Here is a 16,544-nt window from a genome sequence, read left to right on the forward strand (position 1 = left end):
ATCGTCGAGCGCCAATAAAGCCGATTGCGCAAAACCGCGGTTCCGCTATGGGCGCCCTGTGCGGGGCTTGCCCCGCGCATGATCGCGCCGGTGCCCGAAAGGGCTTAAAATGGGAACGCGGTAACGGGGTTCGTCCTGAACCCCCGAAGCCGAGGCTGTCCCTGCAACTGTAAGCGGCGAGCGCGATGCACCGATCCGAAGCTTTCGGATCAGCCACTGGGGCAACCTGGGAAGGCGTGCATCAAGCCCCGACCCGCGAGCCAGGAGACCTGCCGGCGTGGGTCGCTCAATGCCAAGGCCCAGGGAAAGGCCGCGGCACGGAGAATTCCGTCGAGCGACGACCAAGCGGCTGGAGCCGCTTCGGTGCCGGGGCCGCAGGCATTTACGCCACTTGCGAGTCACGGCATTGGTCGATCGCGCCCGCGCATCGGCAGGCTCCGCCTTCGTTGCCGGCGTGCGGGGGTTTCCCATGTTGAAATTTACGACCATTTCCTTGTTCGCACTGGCGACGGCGACGCCAGCCCTTGCCGAGACCGCCGGCGGCGAACGCCCCGGCGACGAGATCATCGTCACCGCCTCACGCTCGGGTGAGGGCATCGAAGCGGATCAACTCGGCGCGTCAGTCACGGTGATCGACAGCGAGGCGCTGGAACTTCGCCAGACACGTATCGTTTCCGACGTGCTGCGCGATGTGCCCGGCGTCGCGGTGACGCGTATCGGCGCGGTCGGCGGCCAGACGCAGATCCGCATCCGCGGCACCGAGAGCAACCATGTGCTGGTGCTGATCGACGGCATCGAGGCGGCCGACCCCTATCAGGGCGAATATGATCTCGGCACGCTGATCGCCGATCCCGCGGTGCGCATCGAGGTGCTGCGCGGCCAGCAGTCGTCGCTCTATGGCAGCGACGCGATCGGCGGGGTGATCAACTATATCACGCTGTCGGGCCGCGAGGCGCCGGGGATCAGCGCGCGGATCGAGGGCGGATCGTTCGGGACGATCAGCGGCGGCGCGCGCGCGGCGGGCGCTTCAGGCGCGTTCGACTATGCGATTTCGGGCAGCTATTATGGCACCGACGGCTATCCGACCGCGCGCGGCGGCACGCGTGACGTCGGGTCGGACAGCATCGGCGCGACCGCCAAGGTCAACTGGACAGCGAGCGAGGCGTTCAAGCTGACCGGCGTGCTGCGTTACAGCCACACCGACGCCGACACAAACAACAGCGAGTTCGATACGACGAACCCGCTGTTCGGCTTCACGGTCGACAGCCCCGGCGTGTATTTCAAGAATGAGGCCTTCTTCGGCCTGCTATCGGCGCAGTTTGCCGCGCTCGACGGCCGCTGGGTCAGCACATTGTCGGGCCAGTTCGCCGACACCAAGCGCAAGGGTTTCAGCCCCTTCGGGCTCGATTATGGCAACAAGGGACAACGCACCAAGGGCAGCTTCACCTCGGCGCTCAGCTTCGGCACCGACGCGGTCACGCACCGACTGACCGGCGCGGTCGACGTCGAGCGCGAGAATTTCCAGACGCTGACCCCCGGCGGTTTTCCGGGCGAGAAGCATGCGAACAACCTCGGCGTCGTCGGGCAGTATGAGCTGCTCGCGGGCGATCTCTCGCTCGGCGCATCGGTGCGCTACGACGACAACAACCGTTTCGACGATGCGACGACGTGGCGCGTCCAGGGCAGCTATCGCCTGCCGACCGGAACGCGCGTTCGCGCCGCCTATGGCACGGGCGTCAAGAACCCCGGTTTCTTCGATCTTTATGGTTTTGTCGATGGCACCTACATCGGCAATCCGAACCTGAAGCCCGAAAAATCCGAAGGCTGGGAAGCCGGGCTCGAGCAGAGCTTTGGCGCGGACGATTGGGCGACGATCGGCGCGACCTGGTTCGATTCCAAATTGAAGAACGAGATCTTCATCGACTTTCCGCCGCCGAATTTCGACGCAACGCCGGGGAACCGCACGACCGACAGCAAGCAGCATGGTATCGAGGCGTTCGTCAGCGCGCGGCCGATCCCCCAAATCCGCTTCGACCTCGCCTACACCTGGCTCAACGCCAAGGAAAATGGCGTCGCCGAAGCGCGCCGTCCGAAGCATGTCGCCAGCCTTAACACGACAATTTTCAGCGCCGACCAGCGCTTTTCGGGGACGCTGACCGTCCGTTACAACGGCCGCACCACCGACCAGGCCTTTACTGATCCCAGCTTCATCCCGGTAACCGTGTCGATGAAGGAATATGTGCTGGTCAACCTCGGCGCCGACTACAAGCTGTCCGATCGCTTCGCGATCTATGGCCGCGTCGAAAACCTGATCGGCGAGGATTATGAGGAGGTCTTCAGCTTCGCCTCGCCGGGCCGCGCGGCCTATGGCGGCGTGCGGGTGAGCTTCTGATGAAGGCGCGCACCGACGCCGAGCACACGGCGAAGATGAAGAAGATCCAGGCCGCGCAGGCGAAGAAGGTCGCGGCGAAGACGGTCGAAAAGGGGCTGATCATCGTCCATACCGGTCCCGGCAAGGGCAAGACCTCAGCGGCGCTCGGCATGGCGGTGCGCGCGATCGGTCACGGGATGAAGGTGGGGGTCGTGCAGTTCGTGAAGGGCGCGATGGCGACGGGCGAAAAAGCGGTGTTCGACCGCTTCCCCGACCTGATCGAATTTAAGCCGATGGGCGAAGGCTTCACCTGGGATACGCAGGACCGCACACGCGACATCGCGGTGGCGCGCACCGCGTGGGACGAGGTCAAGCGCATGATCGCCGACTCGTCCTATGCGATGGTGATCGCCGACGAGCTCAATATCGTGCTGCGCTATGATTATCTGCCGGTCGACGAGGTGCTCGAGGCGCTGGCCGCCAAGCCGCCTATGACGCATGTCATCGTCACGGGCCGCAATGCACCGCAGCTGTTGATCGACGCCGCCGATCTGGTGACCGAAATGGCGCAGGTGAAGCATCCGTTTCGCGAACAGAATGTGCGCGCGCAGGCGGGGATCGAATTCTGATGTCGCCGCGCGGCCTCTTTGCCTTCGCGCTGCTGCTCGGCGGCGTGGGCACACTATGGGCCACGACTGGCCGCCCGGTCGCGAAAGCCCCGGCGGTGCCGCAACGCATCGTCTCGATCAACCTGTGTGCCGACCAGCTCGTGCTCGCGCTCGCCGACCGGGGGCAGATCGCGGGATTGACGCACAATGCCACCGACGCCGAAATGTCGGGCGAGGCGGCGAAGGCGCGTGAGCTGCCGCTGCTCAGCAATTCGGCCGAGCAGATATTGGCGATCGAGCCCGATCTGATCGTCGGCATGCCAGCAAGCCGCAGCGCGGCGCTGGCGGCGCTGCCCTCGCAGACCTATCCGCTGCTCGATCTGGATACGGCGAACACGCTCGAAGAAATCTATATCTCGATCCGCGAGACCGCCGCTGCCGTCGGCCACCCCGAGCGCGGCACCGCACTGATCGCGCGGATGGAAGGCGAACTTGCGGGGCTGCCCAAGCCCGGCAAAGGCCGCGTCGCGGCCTATTACCAGCGCCGCGGTTACATGACGGGGACGGGAACGCTGATCGACGATCTGATGACGCGCGCCGGCCTCGTCAATTTGGCCGGCAAGCTCGGCAAGCCGCCGCTGTCGCAGCTGAGCCTTGAGGAAATGGTCGCGGCCGAGCCCGATTTCCTGATCGTCGAAAGCGCGACCGACAAGGTGACCGATCAGGGCAGCGAAATGCTGCACCATCCGGCGTTGAAAGACATCCCGCGCATCAGCGTGCCGCAGGCGTGGACGGTGTGCGGTAGCCCCGCTTATGCGCAGGCGGCGCGCAGCATGGCGGACCAGATCGCGCAGCACGGGAGAAAACCGTCATGACCCTCCCCCGCTGGTCGCTGATCGCGGCGCTCTCGCTCCTCACGCTCGCCGCCGCTATGGGCTCGCTGCTGTTCGGTGCTGTCGACCTGTCGGTCGCGCGGCTGATTGCCGCCGCAACCGGCAACGACGACAAGGTCGCGACGATCATCCTCTTCGACCTCCGCCTGCCGCGCACCATCCTGGCGCTCGCGGTTGGCGCGATGCTCGGGCTCTCGGGCGCCGCGTTGCAAGGCTATCTGCGCAATCCGCTTGCCGAACCCTCGGTGCTGGGCACGTCGAACGCCGCGGCACTCGGCGGCGTGGCGGCGATCTATTTCGGCTTGGCCGAAATCCATCCCGTCGTGTTGCCATTGCTCGCGACAGGCGGCGCGCTGTTGTCGCTCGCGCTGCTCTTCGTCCTTTCGGGCAAAGCAGAAAGCCCGCTGACCCTAATCCTTGCCGGGATCGCGGTCGGGACGCTGGCGGTCGCGGGGACCAGCCTCGCGCTCAACCTGTCGCCGAACCCCTTTGCGGCGATGGAGATCATGACCTGGCTGCTCGGCAGCCTCGAAAACCGGTCGTTCGATCATGTGTGGATCGCGCTGCCCTGCATCGCGATCGGCACCGCGATGCTGCTGTGGAATGGCCGCGCGCTCGACGCGCTGACGCTGGGCGAGGATGCGGCGCAGGCGCTCGGCACCGACCTGCGGCGCACAAGATTGCGATTGCTGATCGGCACCGCAATCGGCGTCGGCGGCGCGGTGGCGGTAACGGGCGCGATCGGCTTCGTCGGGCTGATCGTCCCGCACCTGATCCGGCCGCTCACCGACCGCAGCCCGTCGGCGATCCTGTGGCCCTCGGCGATCGGCGGCGCGGCGCTGCTTACGCTCGCCGACCTTAGCGTGCGCATCATCCCGACGACGAACGAGCTGAAGCTTGGCGTCGTCACCGCCTTTCTGGGTGTCCCGGTCTTCCTTGTCCACCTGATGCGGGAGCGGCGGCTATGGTGAGCCTGGTCCTCGACCGTGTCGGCGTGATGCTCGGCCGCCGCGCCGTCGTCCACGACGTCAGCGCCGAGTTCGGCCCCGGCACGCTGATCGGGATCGTCGGCCCCAATGGCGCGGGCAAGTCGACGCTTGCGCGAGCGATGCTCGCTCTGGTGTCCGCAACGGGTCAAGTGCGCGTTGACGGCGTCGATGCGGCAGCGATGCCCCGCGCCGACCTCGCACGACGGATCGCCTATGTGCCGCAGGGGCAGACCTTGCACTGGCCGCTGACCGTCGAGCGGCTGGTCGGGCTCGGGCGCCTGCCGCATCTCGCGCCGATGTCGCGGATCGCCGACGCCGATACCGCGGCGATCGAACGCGCGATGGAACGCGCCGACGTCCTCGATCTGCGTGACCGGGTCGCGACCGAATTGTCGGGCGGCGAACGCGCCCGCGTGCTGTTCGCGCGCGCACTCGCGGTCGAGGCACCCGCGCTGATCGCCGACGAGCCGCTCGCGAGCCTCGATCCGGGGCACCAGATCGACGTGATGGACATGCTGCGCGCCGAGGCGGCGGGCGGCGCGCTCGTGATCGCGGTGCTGCACGATTTGACGCTCGCCGCGCGCTATTGCGACCGGCTGCTGCTGATCGACGAAGGGCGGATCATCGCCGACGGGACGCCTGCCGAGGTGCTGACCGCCGAACGGCTGCGCGCGGTCTATGGCATCGACGCGCGGGTCGAAACCGGCGGCGAATGGCCGACGATCACCACCTTCGGCCGGGCGAAACCGTGAGCGCGCCTTTCACGGGGAAGGTTCGACCCGAACCGTCCGGCTGGCGCGCTTGCCGTCGGCGGATCGGCTGCGCAATTCGACCGCGCCGCTGACCGCCACCGGTCCCGCATAGCGCGTCCAGGCGCCGTCGCCGATACGATATTCGATGGCGGTGCCGGGGAACATGCTGTTCGCCTCGAGCTTGCCGCCCACGATCCGCGCGCCCGGGGGAGCGACGCGATAGGCGATCCCCATGCGCTCGAGCATCGGGAATTGCGCTGCGACGCGCCCGGCAAAATCCTGCCAACCCGCCTTCAGCTTGGCGCGATCGACGCGCGCGTCATTCCACTCATAACTCGCGCCCGCCTGATAGGCGGGGGTCCACGGCGCCGGGCTCCACGCGCGCTCGGCGAGCGCGAGCAGGCGCGGGAAGAGCATATAATCGACCTGCCCGTCGGTGCGGATCGTCTCGCTCCATAATTGCCCCTGTACGCCCACGACCCGGTGTCCGGGCTGGAGGACGGGCTTGTCCTCGATCGCCTTGCCCTCGGCATGGATGTTGCGGATCGTCGCGGCGTTGGCGGGCAAGTTGCCGGGCATGAAACCGAAGACCTGATACGGGTCGACCCCGCGCGATGCCCAGTGATACCCGCCCTCATCGGGATGCGGCGCATAGGGCATGTCGAAATAGCCGAGGTCGGGGATCGACAGCACGGCGTCCCAGCCGCGGTTCATCTGGTCGTGCGCCTCGCGGATCGCGCCGTTGTGGAGCACGCCCCAGATGTTGGTCTGAACCTTCTTCGGCAAGCTCGCGGTTTCGGTATGCCCCATCCCGTCGCTCCAGCCGCCGGCCTTCAACCCCTTGGCGGCGAGGCTTTTCGTCACGCGTTCGATGAAGCGCGGGGTGAGCTTTCCCGCATCGCCGCCATTTTCGGCGATCATCGCCTTGCACGCCGGCGATTTGACCCACGCGCCCGCGGTCTCGTCGGCGCCGAGGTGGAAGGTCTTGAGCGGCGCGCCGGCCTGTTCGTGCATGGCGGCGAGCGCGTCGACCACGGTGTCGACGAAGCGATAGGCGGCGGGCAGGCAGACGTTCAGCGTGTTGTCGCTGTAATTCTGGATGCTGCGATATTCGGTGGTGTCGGCGGGGTCGATCAGCCGGTATTGCTCGGCCTCGGCCCTTTTCCCCTCCGCGGCCAGCCGGGCATAGCGTGCCTCCATCGCCTTGATCGCGGCGCGCGAATGGCCGGGCATGTCGATCGACGGGATCACCTCGATCTGCCGCGCCGCTGCCGCCTGCACGATCGCCACATAATCGGCGACGCTCAGGTAGCCATTGACCCCGCTGGTCCCGTCCGGGCCGGCGCCGAGTTGGGGCAGGAGGCAGGTCTGCTCGGACGGATCGTGGCAACGCTTCGATCCCACCATCGCCAGTTCGGGAAGCGCCGGGATCTCGATCCGCCAGCCTTCGTCCTCTGCAAGATGGAGGTGCAGCCTGTTGAGCTTGTACGCCGCCATCGCCTCGACCAGCTTCAATATCTGGTCGCGGCCGTGGAAGTTGCGGCCAATGTCGATGTGCAGCCCGCGGAAGCCATATTCGGGGGCATCCTCGACGTGCAACGGCTTCAGCTTGCCGTTGTCGAACGCGGCCTGCTGTGCGAGCGAACGCAGCGCATAGCTTGCCCCCGCGGCGTCGCGCGCGGTGACGGCGATGCCCTCCGCGGTAGCGTCGAGCACATAGGCTTCGGGCTTCATCGCCGTGTCGACGCGGATCGCCAGCGGCACCACGCCGCCTTCGGCCACGCTGGAACCGCGCAGCGCCGCCAGCGCCGGTGCGATGGCCTCGCGTCCTATCCCCTGCAGCATCACCGCAATGCCGCGGCCAAGATCGAGCGGCTTGCCTTTGCCCTGCAACGCTTTCGCCGGTTTCGGCAGGATTGCGATCCCCGTCGCCTCGGGTGCCTGCCGCCCGGCCTGCAAGTCAAACGCGCGCTCGGCGGTCAGCCAGCGCGTCTTGTCGGTATCGCTTTTCGTCGCAAGCCGCGCCTCGTCGGTCATTGGCGCGACAAAGGGCAGTATCTCCAGCCCGGTCTCGGGATCGATCACCGCGCGGGTCGCCGCGATCGTGCGCGGCTTCAGCCCGTCGGCGACCAGATAGGCGTTCGGCATCGCGAACGCCTTGGAGAAATTGGCGCCGACGCCCCACAGCTTGATCCGATGCTTCGCGCCCGGCCGCAGCGCCACGCCGGGCTTCAGCGTCAATTGCTGGACGTCACCGTTGATCAGCCGATGCGTGAAGATGTCGCTTTCGACGAGCGGCAGCCGATTGACGAAGCTGAAGGTGAGCGAGAGGCCCTGTGTCGGCAGATTGTCGGGCAAGGTTTCGGGAATCGTCAGCGTGATCGTCGACAGGAAGCAGGCTTCGATCCCCGCCGGGCACGCCGGTCGGTTGTCGACGACATCGAGCCGGTAACCAAGGGTATCGGCCAGGCGGTCGAGCGACGCCTGCGATGGAACCGCGCTCGCCTGCACGGCCGGTGCAACCAGCGCTGCCATCGCTATCCCCAGAAGCCCGCCGCTCCGCATTCCACTCTCCCGCTCGATAATTTGTATCTAATTTGTCATGCAGGTGCAGGCTGGTCAACGCCTTTCAGATACGGCTGTTTTAAAAGGAAAATGACAATATGCCGAAAAATACAACGCGCCGCGCTATTGCCGAAACCTTGATTGGTTTCATATTAGTATCATAGTCCGGACGTATCATCGTCCCACCCCGGTGCCGTCTTGGTCGGCTATATCGCCGCGTTCAAGGGCTCGGAACGATTGACGCAACGATACCAATGCAACACATGGGGCTATGGCACTGGTCCTATGGCCAGCGCACAGGCTATCAGGGTGGAGCAAGTCCTTGTCACTGATCGAACGCGTGGGTCCGCTCCAGAAGGATGATCCCACCCCGCTTTACATGCAGCTGCAGAAGATCCTGCGCGACGCGATCGAGGGGCAGGTGGTGAAGGCCGAGGAGGCCATCCCCACCGAGCGCGATCTCGCCGAGGAATTCGACGTATCGCGCATCACCGTGCGCAAGGCGATCGACGGGCTGGTCGCCGACGGCATCGTCACGCGCCGGCGCGGCGCCGGCACCTTCGTCACGCGGCCGCGCGTCGAGAAGAGCTTTTCGAAACTCACCTCCTTTTCGCAGGATATGGTGTCGCGCGGGCGGCGGCCGACCAGCAAATGGATGAGCAAGACCGCCGGCGCGGTGACCCCCGAAGAGGCGCTGTCGCTCGGCCTGTCGCCGGGCTCACTCGTCTATCGCTTCCATCGCATCCGCTATGCCGACGACACCTCGATGGCGCTCGAATATGCGACGATCCCGGCTTACTGCCTGCCTTCGGTCGAGGCGGTCGGCGCGTCGCTCTATGAAGCGCTGGAGGCGGCGGGCCACTTGCCCGTGCGCGCGCTCCAGCGGCTGCGCGCCATCGCCTTTTCGCCCGAACAGGCCGAGGTGCTGGGCATCGAGCCCGGCATGCCCGGGCTGTTCATCGAGCGCCGCGGCTTCCTCGCCGACGGACGCACCGCCGAATTCACCCAGAGCTTTTATCGCGGCGACGCCTATGACGTCGTTGCCGAGCTGAACGGGTAGCGCATAGTCGCTTCGATTGTCCCGTACCCCTTCCCCCTTGATGGGGGAGGCAGCGAGACTTGCCAGCTTGCTGGCTAGTTGCAGTGGTGGGGGTGCTCTCTCGGCCTGAAGCAGCGGCGGCGCAAGGACGCGCCACCAACTCCGCCTAGCCGCTTCGCGGCAAGGCTGCGTATCTTCCCCCATCAAGGGGGAAGGTGGATCCTTCGGGATCCTAACGTCGGTTGCAACAGCCGGATCATCAAAAATTTGATGCACGCAAACATACATCTTGATGAGTTATATATAACCTATATAGTACCAATCACCGAGCGGTCACATCGCCCGATCCGGAGACAAGATATATGACGCCGAACGCCGCAGTAGACGGACGACAAACGCTGATGGAGAGGGAAGCCGGGGAAGCCGCCGTCGCCGTCACGCGCATGCTCGATGCGAATCGCTCGGCCTTCGCCGAGATCGGCCGGCGCCTGCGCGCCTCGCCGCCGGCAGCCGTCGTGACCTGCGCGCGCGGATCGTCGGACCATGCGGCAACCTATGCCAAATATCTGATCGAGACGATGACGGGGACGCCGACCGCATCGGCCGCGCTGTCGATCGCCTCGCTCTATGACGCCCCCGCCGTTGCGGGAAACCGCCTGTGCCTGGCAATTTCGCAGTCGGGCCAGAGCCCCGACCTGCTCGCCGCGGTCGAACAGCAGCGCGACGCCGGCGCCTTTGTCGTTGCGCTCGTCAATGCCGAAGATACGCCGCTCGCCGCGTTGGCCGATGTGACGATCCCGCTTTCCGCCGGGGTCGAACGATCGGTCGCCGCGACCAAATCCTATATCGGCTCGCTCGCCGCGATCGCGGCGCTCGTCGCGGCGTGGGCCGAAGACGCCGCGCTCGAAGACGCGCTGGCCACCCTGCCCGCGCAGCTTGAGCAGGCCTTCGCGCTCGACTGGTCGCCCGCCATCGCGGCGTATCAGGGCGCCACGAACCTGTTCGTCCTCGGCCGCGGCTACGGCCTCGGCATCGCGCAGGAGGCGGCGCTCAAATTCAAGGAGACCTCGGGGCTCCACGCCGAATGTTTCAGCGCCGCCGAAGTGCGCCACGGCCCGATGGCGATCGTCGGCGACGCCTTCCACGTCCTCGCCCTGGGCGGCAGCGACCGCGCGGCGGTGAGCGTGCGCGAAGCGGCCGACGAATTCCGCGGCCGCGGCGCAACGGTCCTGCTCGCCGATCCTGACAGCGGCAACCTGCCGGCCATCGCGGCGCATGCCGCAATCGAGCCGATCCTGATGATCCAGAGCTTCTACCGCATGGCGAGCGCACTCGCGCTGGCGCGGGGCCACAACCCCGACTCGCCTCCGCATCTCAACAAGGTTACCGAGACTTTATGATCTTTCGTTTCCACAACGGCTGGGTCGCACTGCCGGGCAGCACCGTCGACGCGGCAGATATTGCCATCGCCGACGGCGCCGTCATATCCGTCACGCCCGCCGCAGACACGCCGGCGGACCAGGTGATCGACCTTGACGGCGGCTGGCTGCTTCCCGGCTTTGTCGATACGCAGGTCAATGGCGGCGGCGGGGTTCTGTTCAACGACCAGGTCGATGTCGAAGCGATCGCGGCGATCGGCGCGGCGCATGCGCGGTTCGGCACGACGTCTTTCCTGCCGACGCTGATCAGCGACACCCCCGCCCAGATCGCCTCGGCGCTCGCGGCGATCGATGCCGCGATCGAACAGGGGGTGCCGGGGGTCGTCGGCATCCATATCGAAGGGCCGTTTATCAACGAGGTGAAGCGCGGCATTCACGAAGCCCACCGCATCCGCCGCCTCGACGCCGACACGCTCGCAACGCTCACCGCACCGCATCGCGGGCGCGTGATGCTGACGCTCGCGCCCGAACTGTGCGACGAGGACGACATCCGCACCCTCGTCCGCCACGGCGTGATCGTCAGCGCGGGGCATAGCGACGCAACCTATGACGAGGCACAGCGCGCAATCGGCGCGGGGCTCACCGGCTTCACCCATTTGTTCAACGCGATGTCGCCGCTGCATCATCGCGAGCCGGGCGCGGTCGGCGCGGCGTTTGATTCGGATAGCTATTGCGGGCTGATCGTCGACGACGTCCACCTCCATCCCGCGGTCGTGCGACTCGCAGTCAAGGCAAAGGGCAAGGACCGCATCATGCTGGTCACCGATGCGATGCCCAGCGTTGGCACCGACGTCAGCGAATTCACCCTGCAGGGCAAGCGCATCGCGGTGAAGGACGGCGTCTGCATTTTCGAGGACGGCACGCTTGCCGGCACCCATCTCGACATGGCGTCGGCGCTGCGCAAGACGGTCGAGGTGACGGGCCTGTCCGTGACCGACGTGTCGGCGATGGCCAGCGCGACTCCTGCCGCCTTCCTGTCGTTGCAGGACAGCATCGGGGCAATCGCCCCCGGCCACCGCGCCGACTGGGTCTGGCTCGACGCCGCGCTGTCGCCGCGCGCGACGTGGATCGGCGGACGGATCGTCCCGCAAACCGCGGCGGATCTTGCCCAAGCCGCACAATGATACACAAGCCGCATGACAACAAGCGGCGGAAGTTTTGGGGAATAGACCGATGAGCCTGATTATCACCTCTCCGCTCAGGGGTTGGGTCTCGGCACTCGACAGCGTTCCCGACCCGGTCTTTGCCCAGCGGATGATGGGCGACGGCGTCGCGATCCAGCCGCTCGGCGACACGATCTTCGCCCCGTTCGACGGCGAGGTGGTGACGCTCCACGACGCGGGCCATGCGATTTCGCTGCGCAGCGCCGAGGGCGCCGAGGTGCTGATCCATATCGGGCTCGACACCGTGATGCTGAAGGGCGAAGGCTTCACCGCGCTCGTCGCGATCGGCGAGAAGGTATCGCGCGGCGATCCGCTGATCCGTTTCGACCTCGACGCGGTGGCGCTCGCCGCGACGAGCCTGATTACCCCGGTCATCGTCACCAACGCCGAAGCCTTCGCGATCAGCCGCCGCACGATCGATTGCACGATCGGGGCGTGCGAGGCGCTGATGACATTGGTCCCGGTGCAGGGCAAGGCGCGGCGCCGGTCGGACGACGGCACGGTGATCGAGCAGGTGGTGACGCTGTCGCTGCCCCACGGCATCCATGCCCGCCCGGCGGCGCGGATCGGCGAAACCGCACGCGGCTTCGAGGCCGAAGTCCATCTGCTGAACGGCGACAAGCGCGGCGATGCGCGCAGCACCGTCGCGCTGCTCGCGCTCGGCACCCGCCTTGGCGACAACGTCGCCGTGCAGGCGCGCGGCGACGATGCCGAGGCGGCGCTCGCGGCGATTGTCGCGCTGCTCGGAACCGACATGGGCGAAGGCGCGCCGGCCACGGCGCCCGCCACGGCAATCGAGGCGCAAGTGCTGCGCGCGGGACAAATTGGCGGCGTAATCGCGTCCCCCGGGCTCGCCATGGGGCCGGCGGCGCGGCTCCGCCAAGCCGAAATCGCGGTCGCGCGCGAGGGCATTGGCGCAGTCGAAGAACGCACCGCCCTGCTCGCCGCGCGGAGTGACGTTCGCGGCCGGATCGCGGCGCGTGCGGACAGCGCGGACGGCAACGTCGCGGCGGTGATGCAGGCGCATCTCGCGTTGATCGACGACCCCGAACTGCTCGCAGGTGCAGAGAAGCGTATCGTGGAAGGACGCAGCGCCGGATTTGCCTGGCGCGGCGCGATCCACGACCAGATCGACGCGATCCGCGCGACGGGCAACGCGCATCTGATCGAACGCATCGACGATCTCGTCGATATCGAGCGCCAATTGCTGTCGACGCTGACCGGCACGCCGGTCGATGCCGATGCGGTTTCCGCAGGCGCGATTGTGGTCACCGACGATTTGTTGCCGTCGCAGCTCGTGGTGCTCGCGGCGGCGAAACCCGCGGGCATCTGCCTCGCGCGCGGTGGTCCGACGTCGCATGTCGCGATCCTTTGCGCGGGCATGGGGCTTCCCGCGCTTGTCGCGATGGGCGATGCGCTCGATGCGGTCGAGGACGGAACGCCGTTGCTGCTCGATGCCGAGATGGGGCATGTCACCGCCGCCCCCTCGCCCGCCGATGCCGAAGCCTTCACGGCGCGGCTGGCGAAGCGCGACGCGCGACGCGAAGCGGCGAAGGCGGCGGCGAAGGATGCATGCCAGACCGCCGATGGCACGCGCATCGAAATCTTCGCCAATCTCGGCAGCGCCGAGGATGCCGCGCTCGCTGCCACGCAAGGCGCCGAGGGATCGGGGCTCGTCCGCAGCGAATTCCTGTTCTTGGGCCGCGACACCGCGCCGTCGGAGGACGAACAGCACGCTGCCTATCAGGCGATCGCCGACGCGCTGGCGGGCCAGCCCGTCATCATCCGCCTGCTCGACATCGGCGGCGACAAGCCCGCCGCTTATATCCCCATCGCGCATGAGGAAAATCCGGCGCTCGGCCAGCGCGGCATCCGCGTCGCACTCGCGCACCCCGCGCTGCTCGAAACGCAGGTCCGCGCGATCCTGCGGGTCCAGCCCGCCGGCCAGTGCAAGATCATGATCCCGATGGTCGCGAACATCGACGAACTGCGGCACGTGCGCGCGCTCGTCGACCGGCTGCGCGGCGAGATGGGGATTGCGACCCCGGTCGAGGTCGGCGTGATGGTCGAGACCCCGGCGGCGGCGATGACCGCCGACCTGCTCGCGGTCGAGGCCGATTTCCTGTCGATCGGCACCAACGACCTCACCCAATATGTGCTGGCGATGGATCGCGGCAATCCCGCGGTCGCCGCCGGGGTCGATGCGATGCACCCCGCCGTCCTGCGCATGATCGGCGAAACCTGCCGCCTCGCCACCGCGCGCGGGCGCTGGGTCGGGGTGTGCGGCGGGCTCGCCTCCGATCCCGCGGCGCTGCCGATCCTTGTCGGGCTCGGCGCCACCGAATTGTCGGCCGTCCCGGGCTTCGTCGCCGAGGCGAAGCAGATCGTGCGCGGCCTGACCATGGTCGAAACGCGCGCGCATGCCGAGCTCGCGCTGCAATGCAAATCGGCGGCCGAGGTTCGCGCGCTCGCCCGCGCATTCGAGGAGACACGTCGATGAAAAAGATGCTCGAAGCGCTCCAGCCGCTCGGCCGTGCGCTGATGTTGCCGATCGCGGTGCTGCCGATCGCCGGTCTGCTGCTGCGCATCGGCCAGCCCGACCTGCTCGACATCGCCTTCATCACCGCCGCCGGTGCGGCGATCTTCGAGAACCTCGGCATATTGTTCGCGATCGGCGTCGCGGTCGGCTTTGCGCGCGACGGCAATGGCGCCGCCGCGCTTGCGGGCGTGGTCTGCTATCTCGTCACCACCACCGGCGCGCAGACCTTCCTGACCGCGCCGCCCGATATTGCTACTGGATTGCCCGAGGCGGCGGCGGCGCTAGCGGGAAAGAACTGGGCATTGACCCAGATCGACAAGCTCGAAGTGCCGATAGGCATTTTGTCGGGGTTGATCGGCGGCAATTTCTACAACCGTTTCGCGACGATTGCGCTCCCCGAATATCTCGCTTTCTTCGGCGGCCGGCGTTTCGTGCCGATCGCCAGCGGCGTCGCGGGCCTGCTCCTCGCGGCCGTGCTCGGCTATGGCTATGCGCATATCAGCGGCGCGATCGATAGCGCGAGCCGCACGGTGGTCGAGAGCGGCGGCGCTGGCCTCTTCGTCTATGGCGTGCTCAACCGGCTGCTGATCGTCACCGGGCTGCACCACATCATCAACAACGCCGCCTGGTTCGTCGTCGGCGATTTCGGGGGCGCGACGGGCGACCTGCGGCGCTTCTTTGCGGGCGATCCCAACGCGGGCGCGTTCATGTCGGGCTTTTTCCCGGTGATGATGTTCGGCCTGCCCGCCGCGTGTCTCGCCATGTATCACGAGGCGCGGCCCGAACGGCGCAAGGCGGTCGGCGGCATGCTCTTCAGCCTGGCTTTCACCAGCTTCCTGACCGGCGTGACCGAACCCATCGAGTTCACCTTCATGTTCGTCGCGCCGCTGCTTTACGCGATCCACGCGCTGCTCACCGGCGTCTCGATGGCGCTGATGAATGCGCTAGGCGTCAAGCTGGGGTTCGGTTTTTCGGCGGGGCTGTTCGACTATGTGCTGAACTTCAGCCTCGCGACGCGGCCGTGGATGCTGCTGCCGATCGGCGCCGCTTATGCCGCACTCTATTACGGCCTGTTCCGCTTCTTCATCCGCCGGTTCGACCTCGCGACGCCGGGGCGCGAAAAGGGTGCGGTCGCCGAAGCCGCGATCCAATCGGCAGGCAGCGGGCGCGGCGAAGCCTTTGTCGCGGCGCTGGGCGGCGCGGCCAATCTGGTCAGCGTCGATGCCTGTACCACCCGCTTGCGCCTGATCGTCGCCGACCAGCAGGCGATCGACGATGCGGCGCTCTCCGCGCTCGGCGCGCGCGGGATCATCCGCCCGTCGGAAAAGGCCGCGCAGGTCGTGCTCGGGCCGATCGCCGATCTGGTCGCCGAGGAAATCCGCGGCGCCTTGGCGTGGAGCGGTGCTGCGGCGGCTGCGACGCTCACCCCGGTGGTGGCTGGCAGCGCCGACGCCTCGGGGCTTCCGGCGGAAGTTATCGGCGCGCTCGGCGGCGACGCCAATGTCAGCACCGTCCACGCGCTGCATGGTCGCGTCCGGGTCGAACTCGCCGATGCTGCCCGTGTCGACGAGGGGGCGCTCGCGCGCCTGACGCACGGCGTCGTCCGCCCGCGGCCCGATGTCTGCCATATCCTGATCTGACAGGGCGAGCGGCGCGCCGATCAGGCCGGCGACGAGATTTTCATCAGCACCAGCCCGCCGACGATCAGCAGCGCGGCGGTGATGCGCATCGCGTTCGCCTGTTCGCCGAGGACGACGATGCCGACCAGGAACGCGCCAACCGCTCCGATCCCCGTCCAGATCGTATAGGCGGTGCCGAGCGGCAGCGATTTCATCGACAGGGAAAGAAGCGCGAAGCTCGCGGTCATCGCGACGAGCGTGACCAGCGACGGGCCAAGCTTGGAAAAGCCTTCCGATTGCTTCATCGAAAAGGCCCAAACGATTTCGAGCACACCGGCAATTGCGAGATAGATCCAGGCCATGACAGCCTCCTTCAAAGGCTGCCGGGCCGTCCCGGACTTGTAAGCCCGCGCAGAGGCGCGGGCGAGGACGTGGCCTCTTGATGGCGACCTGGCAGGGGCAGTAGGACACAAGACCTTGCCATAACGCACTGATTTATTTAAAAAATTACTCGAAAAAGATGTGAAATACCAACAAAGTTACCCTACAATTTCTGGGCTGTAGTGG

12 protein-coding genes and 1 riboswitch are annotated in these 16,544 nt (G+C 66.8%); of the genes, 10 read left to right on the forward strand and 2 right to left on the reverse strand.

Translation table 11 applies throughout. From position 1 onward, the window contains the following. The first annotated feature begins 72 nt into the window (after positions 1–72). Positions 73–291: riboswitch (cobalamin riboswitch) on the forward strand. Between the two features lie 178 nt (positions 292–469). Genes V6M50_RS05820 through V6M50_RS05840 form a run of 5 tightly spaced genes read left to right on the forward strand, consistent with a single transcriptional unit; the run spans position 470 to position 5,613 of the window. Further along, on the forward strand, positions 470–2,392 hold the full coding sequence (locus V6M50_RS05820) for a TonB-dependent receptor plug domain-containing protein (protein WP_332817612.1): 1,923 nt from the start codon (positions 470–472) through the stop codon (positions 2,390–2,392). Next, entirely contained in the window at positions 2,392–3,000 is a 609-nt protein-coding gene (cobO, locus tag V6M50_RS05825) for a cob(I)yrinic acid a,c-diamide adenosyltransferase (protein ID WP_332817613.1), read from the forward strand. The genes V6M50_RS05820 and cobO overlap by 1 nt, the downstream gene beginning before the upstream one ends. After that, entirely contained in the window at positions 3,000–3,854 is an 855-nt protein-coding gene (locus V6M50_RS05830; RefSeq protein ID WP_332817614.1) for an ABC transporter substrate-binding protein, read from the forward strand. The genes cobO and V6M50_RS05830 overlap by 1 nt, the downstream gene beginning before the upstream one ends. Further along, positions 3,851–4,843 carry a FecCD family ABC transporter permease gene (locus tag V6M50_RS05835; RefSeq protein ID WP_332817615.1) on the forward strand — a complete coding sequence of 331 codons (993 nt, stop codon included), beginning with the start codon at positions 3,851–3,853 and terminating at the stop codon, positions 4,841–4,843. The genes V6M50_RS05830 and V6M50_RS05835 overlap by 4 nt, the downstream gene beginning before the upstream one ends. Then, positions 4,837–5,613, forward strand: a complete 777-nt coding sequence (locus V6M50_RS05840; protein ID WP_332817616.1) for an ABC transporter ATP-binding protein — start codon at positions 4,837–4,839, stop codon at positions 5,611–5,613. The genes V6M50_RS05835 and V6M50_RS05840 overlap by 7 nt, the downstream gene beginning before the upstream one ends. A gap of 9 nt (positions 5,614–5,622) precedes the next feature. On the opposite strand, the gene V6M50_RS05845 is transcribed toward V6M50_RS05840, so the two are convergent. Next, on the reverse strand, positions 5,623–8,148 hold the full coding sequence (locus V6M50_RS05845; protein WP_332817617.1) for a family 20 glycosylhydrolase: 2,526 nt from the start codon (positions 8,146–8,148) through the stop codon (positions 5,623–5,625). 352 nt (positions 8,149–8,500) lie between these two features. Between V6M50_RS05845 and V6M50_RS05850 the strand changes: the two genes are divergently transcribed. The 5 genes from V6M50_RS05850 (at position 8,501) to nagE (ending at position 15,998) form a co-directional block, all read left to right on the forward strand. Further along, on the forward strand, positions 8,501–9,238 hold the full coding sequence (locus tag V6M50_RS05850) for a GntR family transcriptional regulator (protein WP_332817618.1): 738 nt from the start codon (positions 8,501–8,503) through the stop codon (positions 9,236–9,238). Between the two features lie 341 nt (positions 9,239–9,579). Further along, a complete protein-coding gene (locus V6M50_RS05855) occupies positions 9,580–10,617 on the forward strand; it encodes an SIS domain-containing protein (protein ID WP_332817619.1) in 1,038 nt (345 codons plus the stop codon). Next, positions 10,614–11,780, forward strand: coding sequence for an N-acetylglucosamine-6-phosphate deacetylase (nagA, locus tag V6M50_RS05860; RefSeq protein WP_332817620.1), 1,167 nt, complete (start codon positions 10,614–10,616; stop codon positions 11,778–11,780). Before V6M50_RS05855 ends, nagA begins: the two co-directional genes overlap by 4 nt. A 49-nt stretch (positions 11,781–11,829) precedes the next feature. After that, positions 11,830–14,319, forward strand: a complete 2,490-nt coding sequence (gene ptsP / locus V6M50_RS05865) for a phosphoenolpyruvate--protein phosphotransferase (protein WP_332817621.1) — start codon at positions 11,830–11,832, stop codon at positions 14,317–14,319. Further along, positions 14,316–15,998 (forward strand): N-acetylglucosamine-specific PTS transporter subunit IIBC, encoded by a 1,683-nt coding sequence (gene nagE, locus V6M50_RS05870; protein ID WP_332817622.1) that lies wholly within the window; start codon positions 14,316–14,318, stop codon positions 15,996–15,998. The genes ptsP and nagE overlap by 4 nt, the downstream gene beginning before the upstream one ends. A gap of 20 nt (positions 15,999–16,018) precedes the next feature. On the opposite strand, the gene V6M50_RS05875 is transcribed toward nagE, so the two are convergent. Further along, positions 16,019–16,339 (reverse strand): DMT family transporter, encoded by a 321-nt coding sequence (locus V6M50_RS05875; RefSeq protein WP_332817623.1) that lies wholly within the window; start codon positions 16,337–16,339, stop codon positions 16,019–16,021. Positions 16,340–16,544 lie beyond the last annotated feature (205 nt).

The organism is Sphingopyxis sp. (assembly GCF_036675685.1).
Lineage (GTDB): Bacteria > Pseudomonadota > Alphaproteobacteria > Sphingomonadales > Sphingomonadaceae > Sphingopyxis.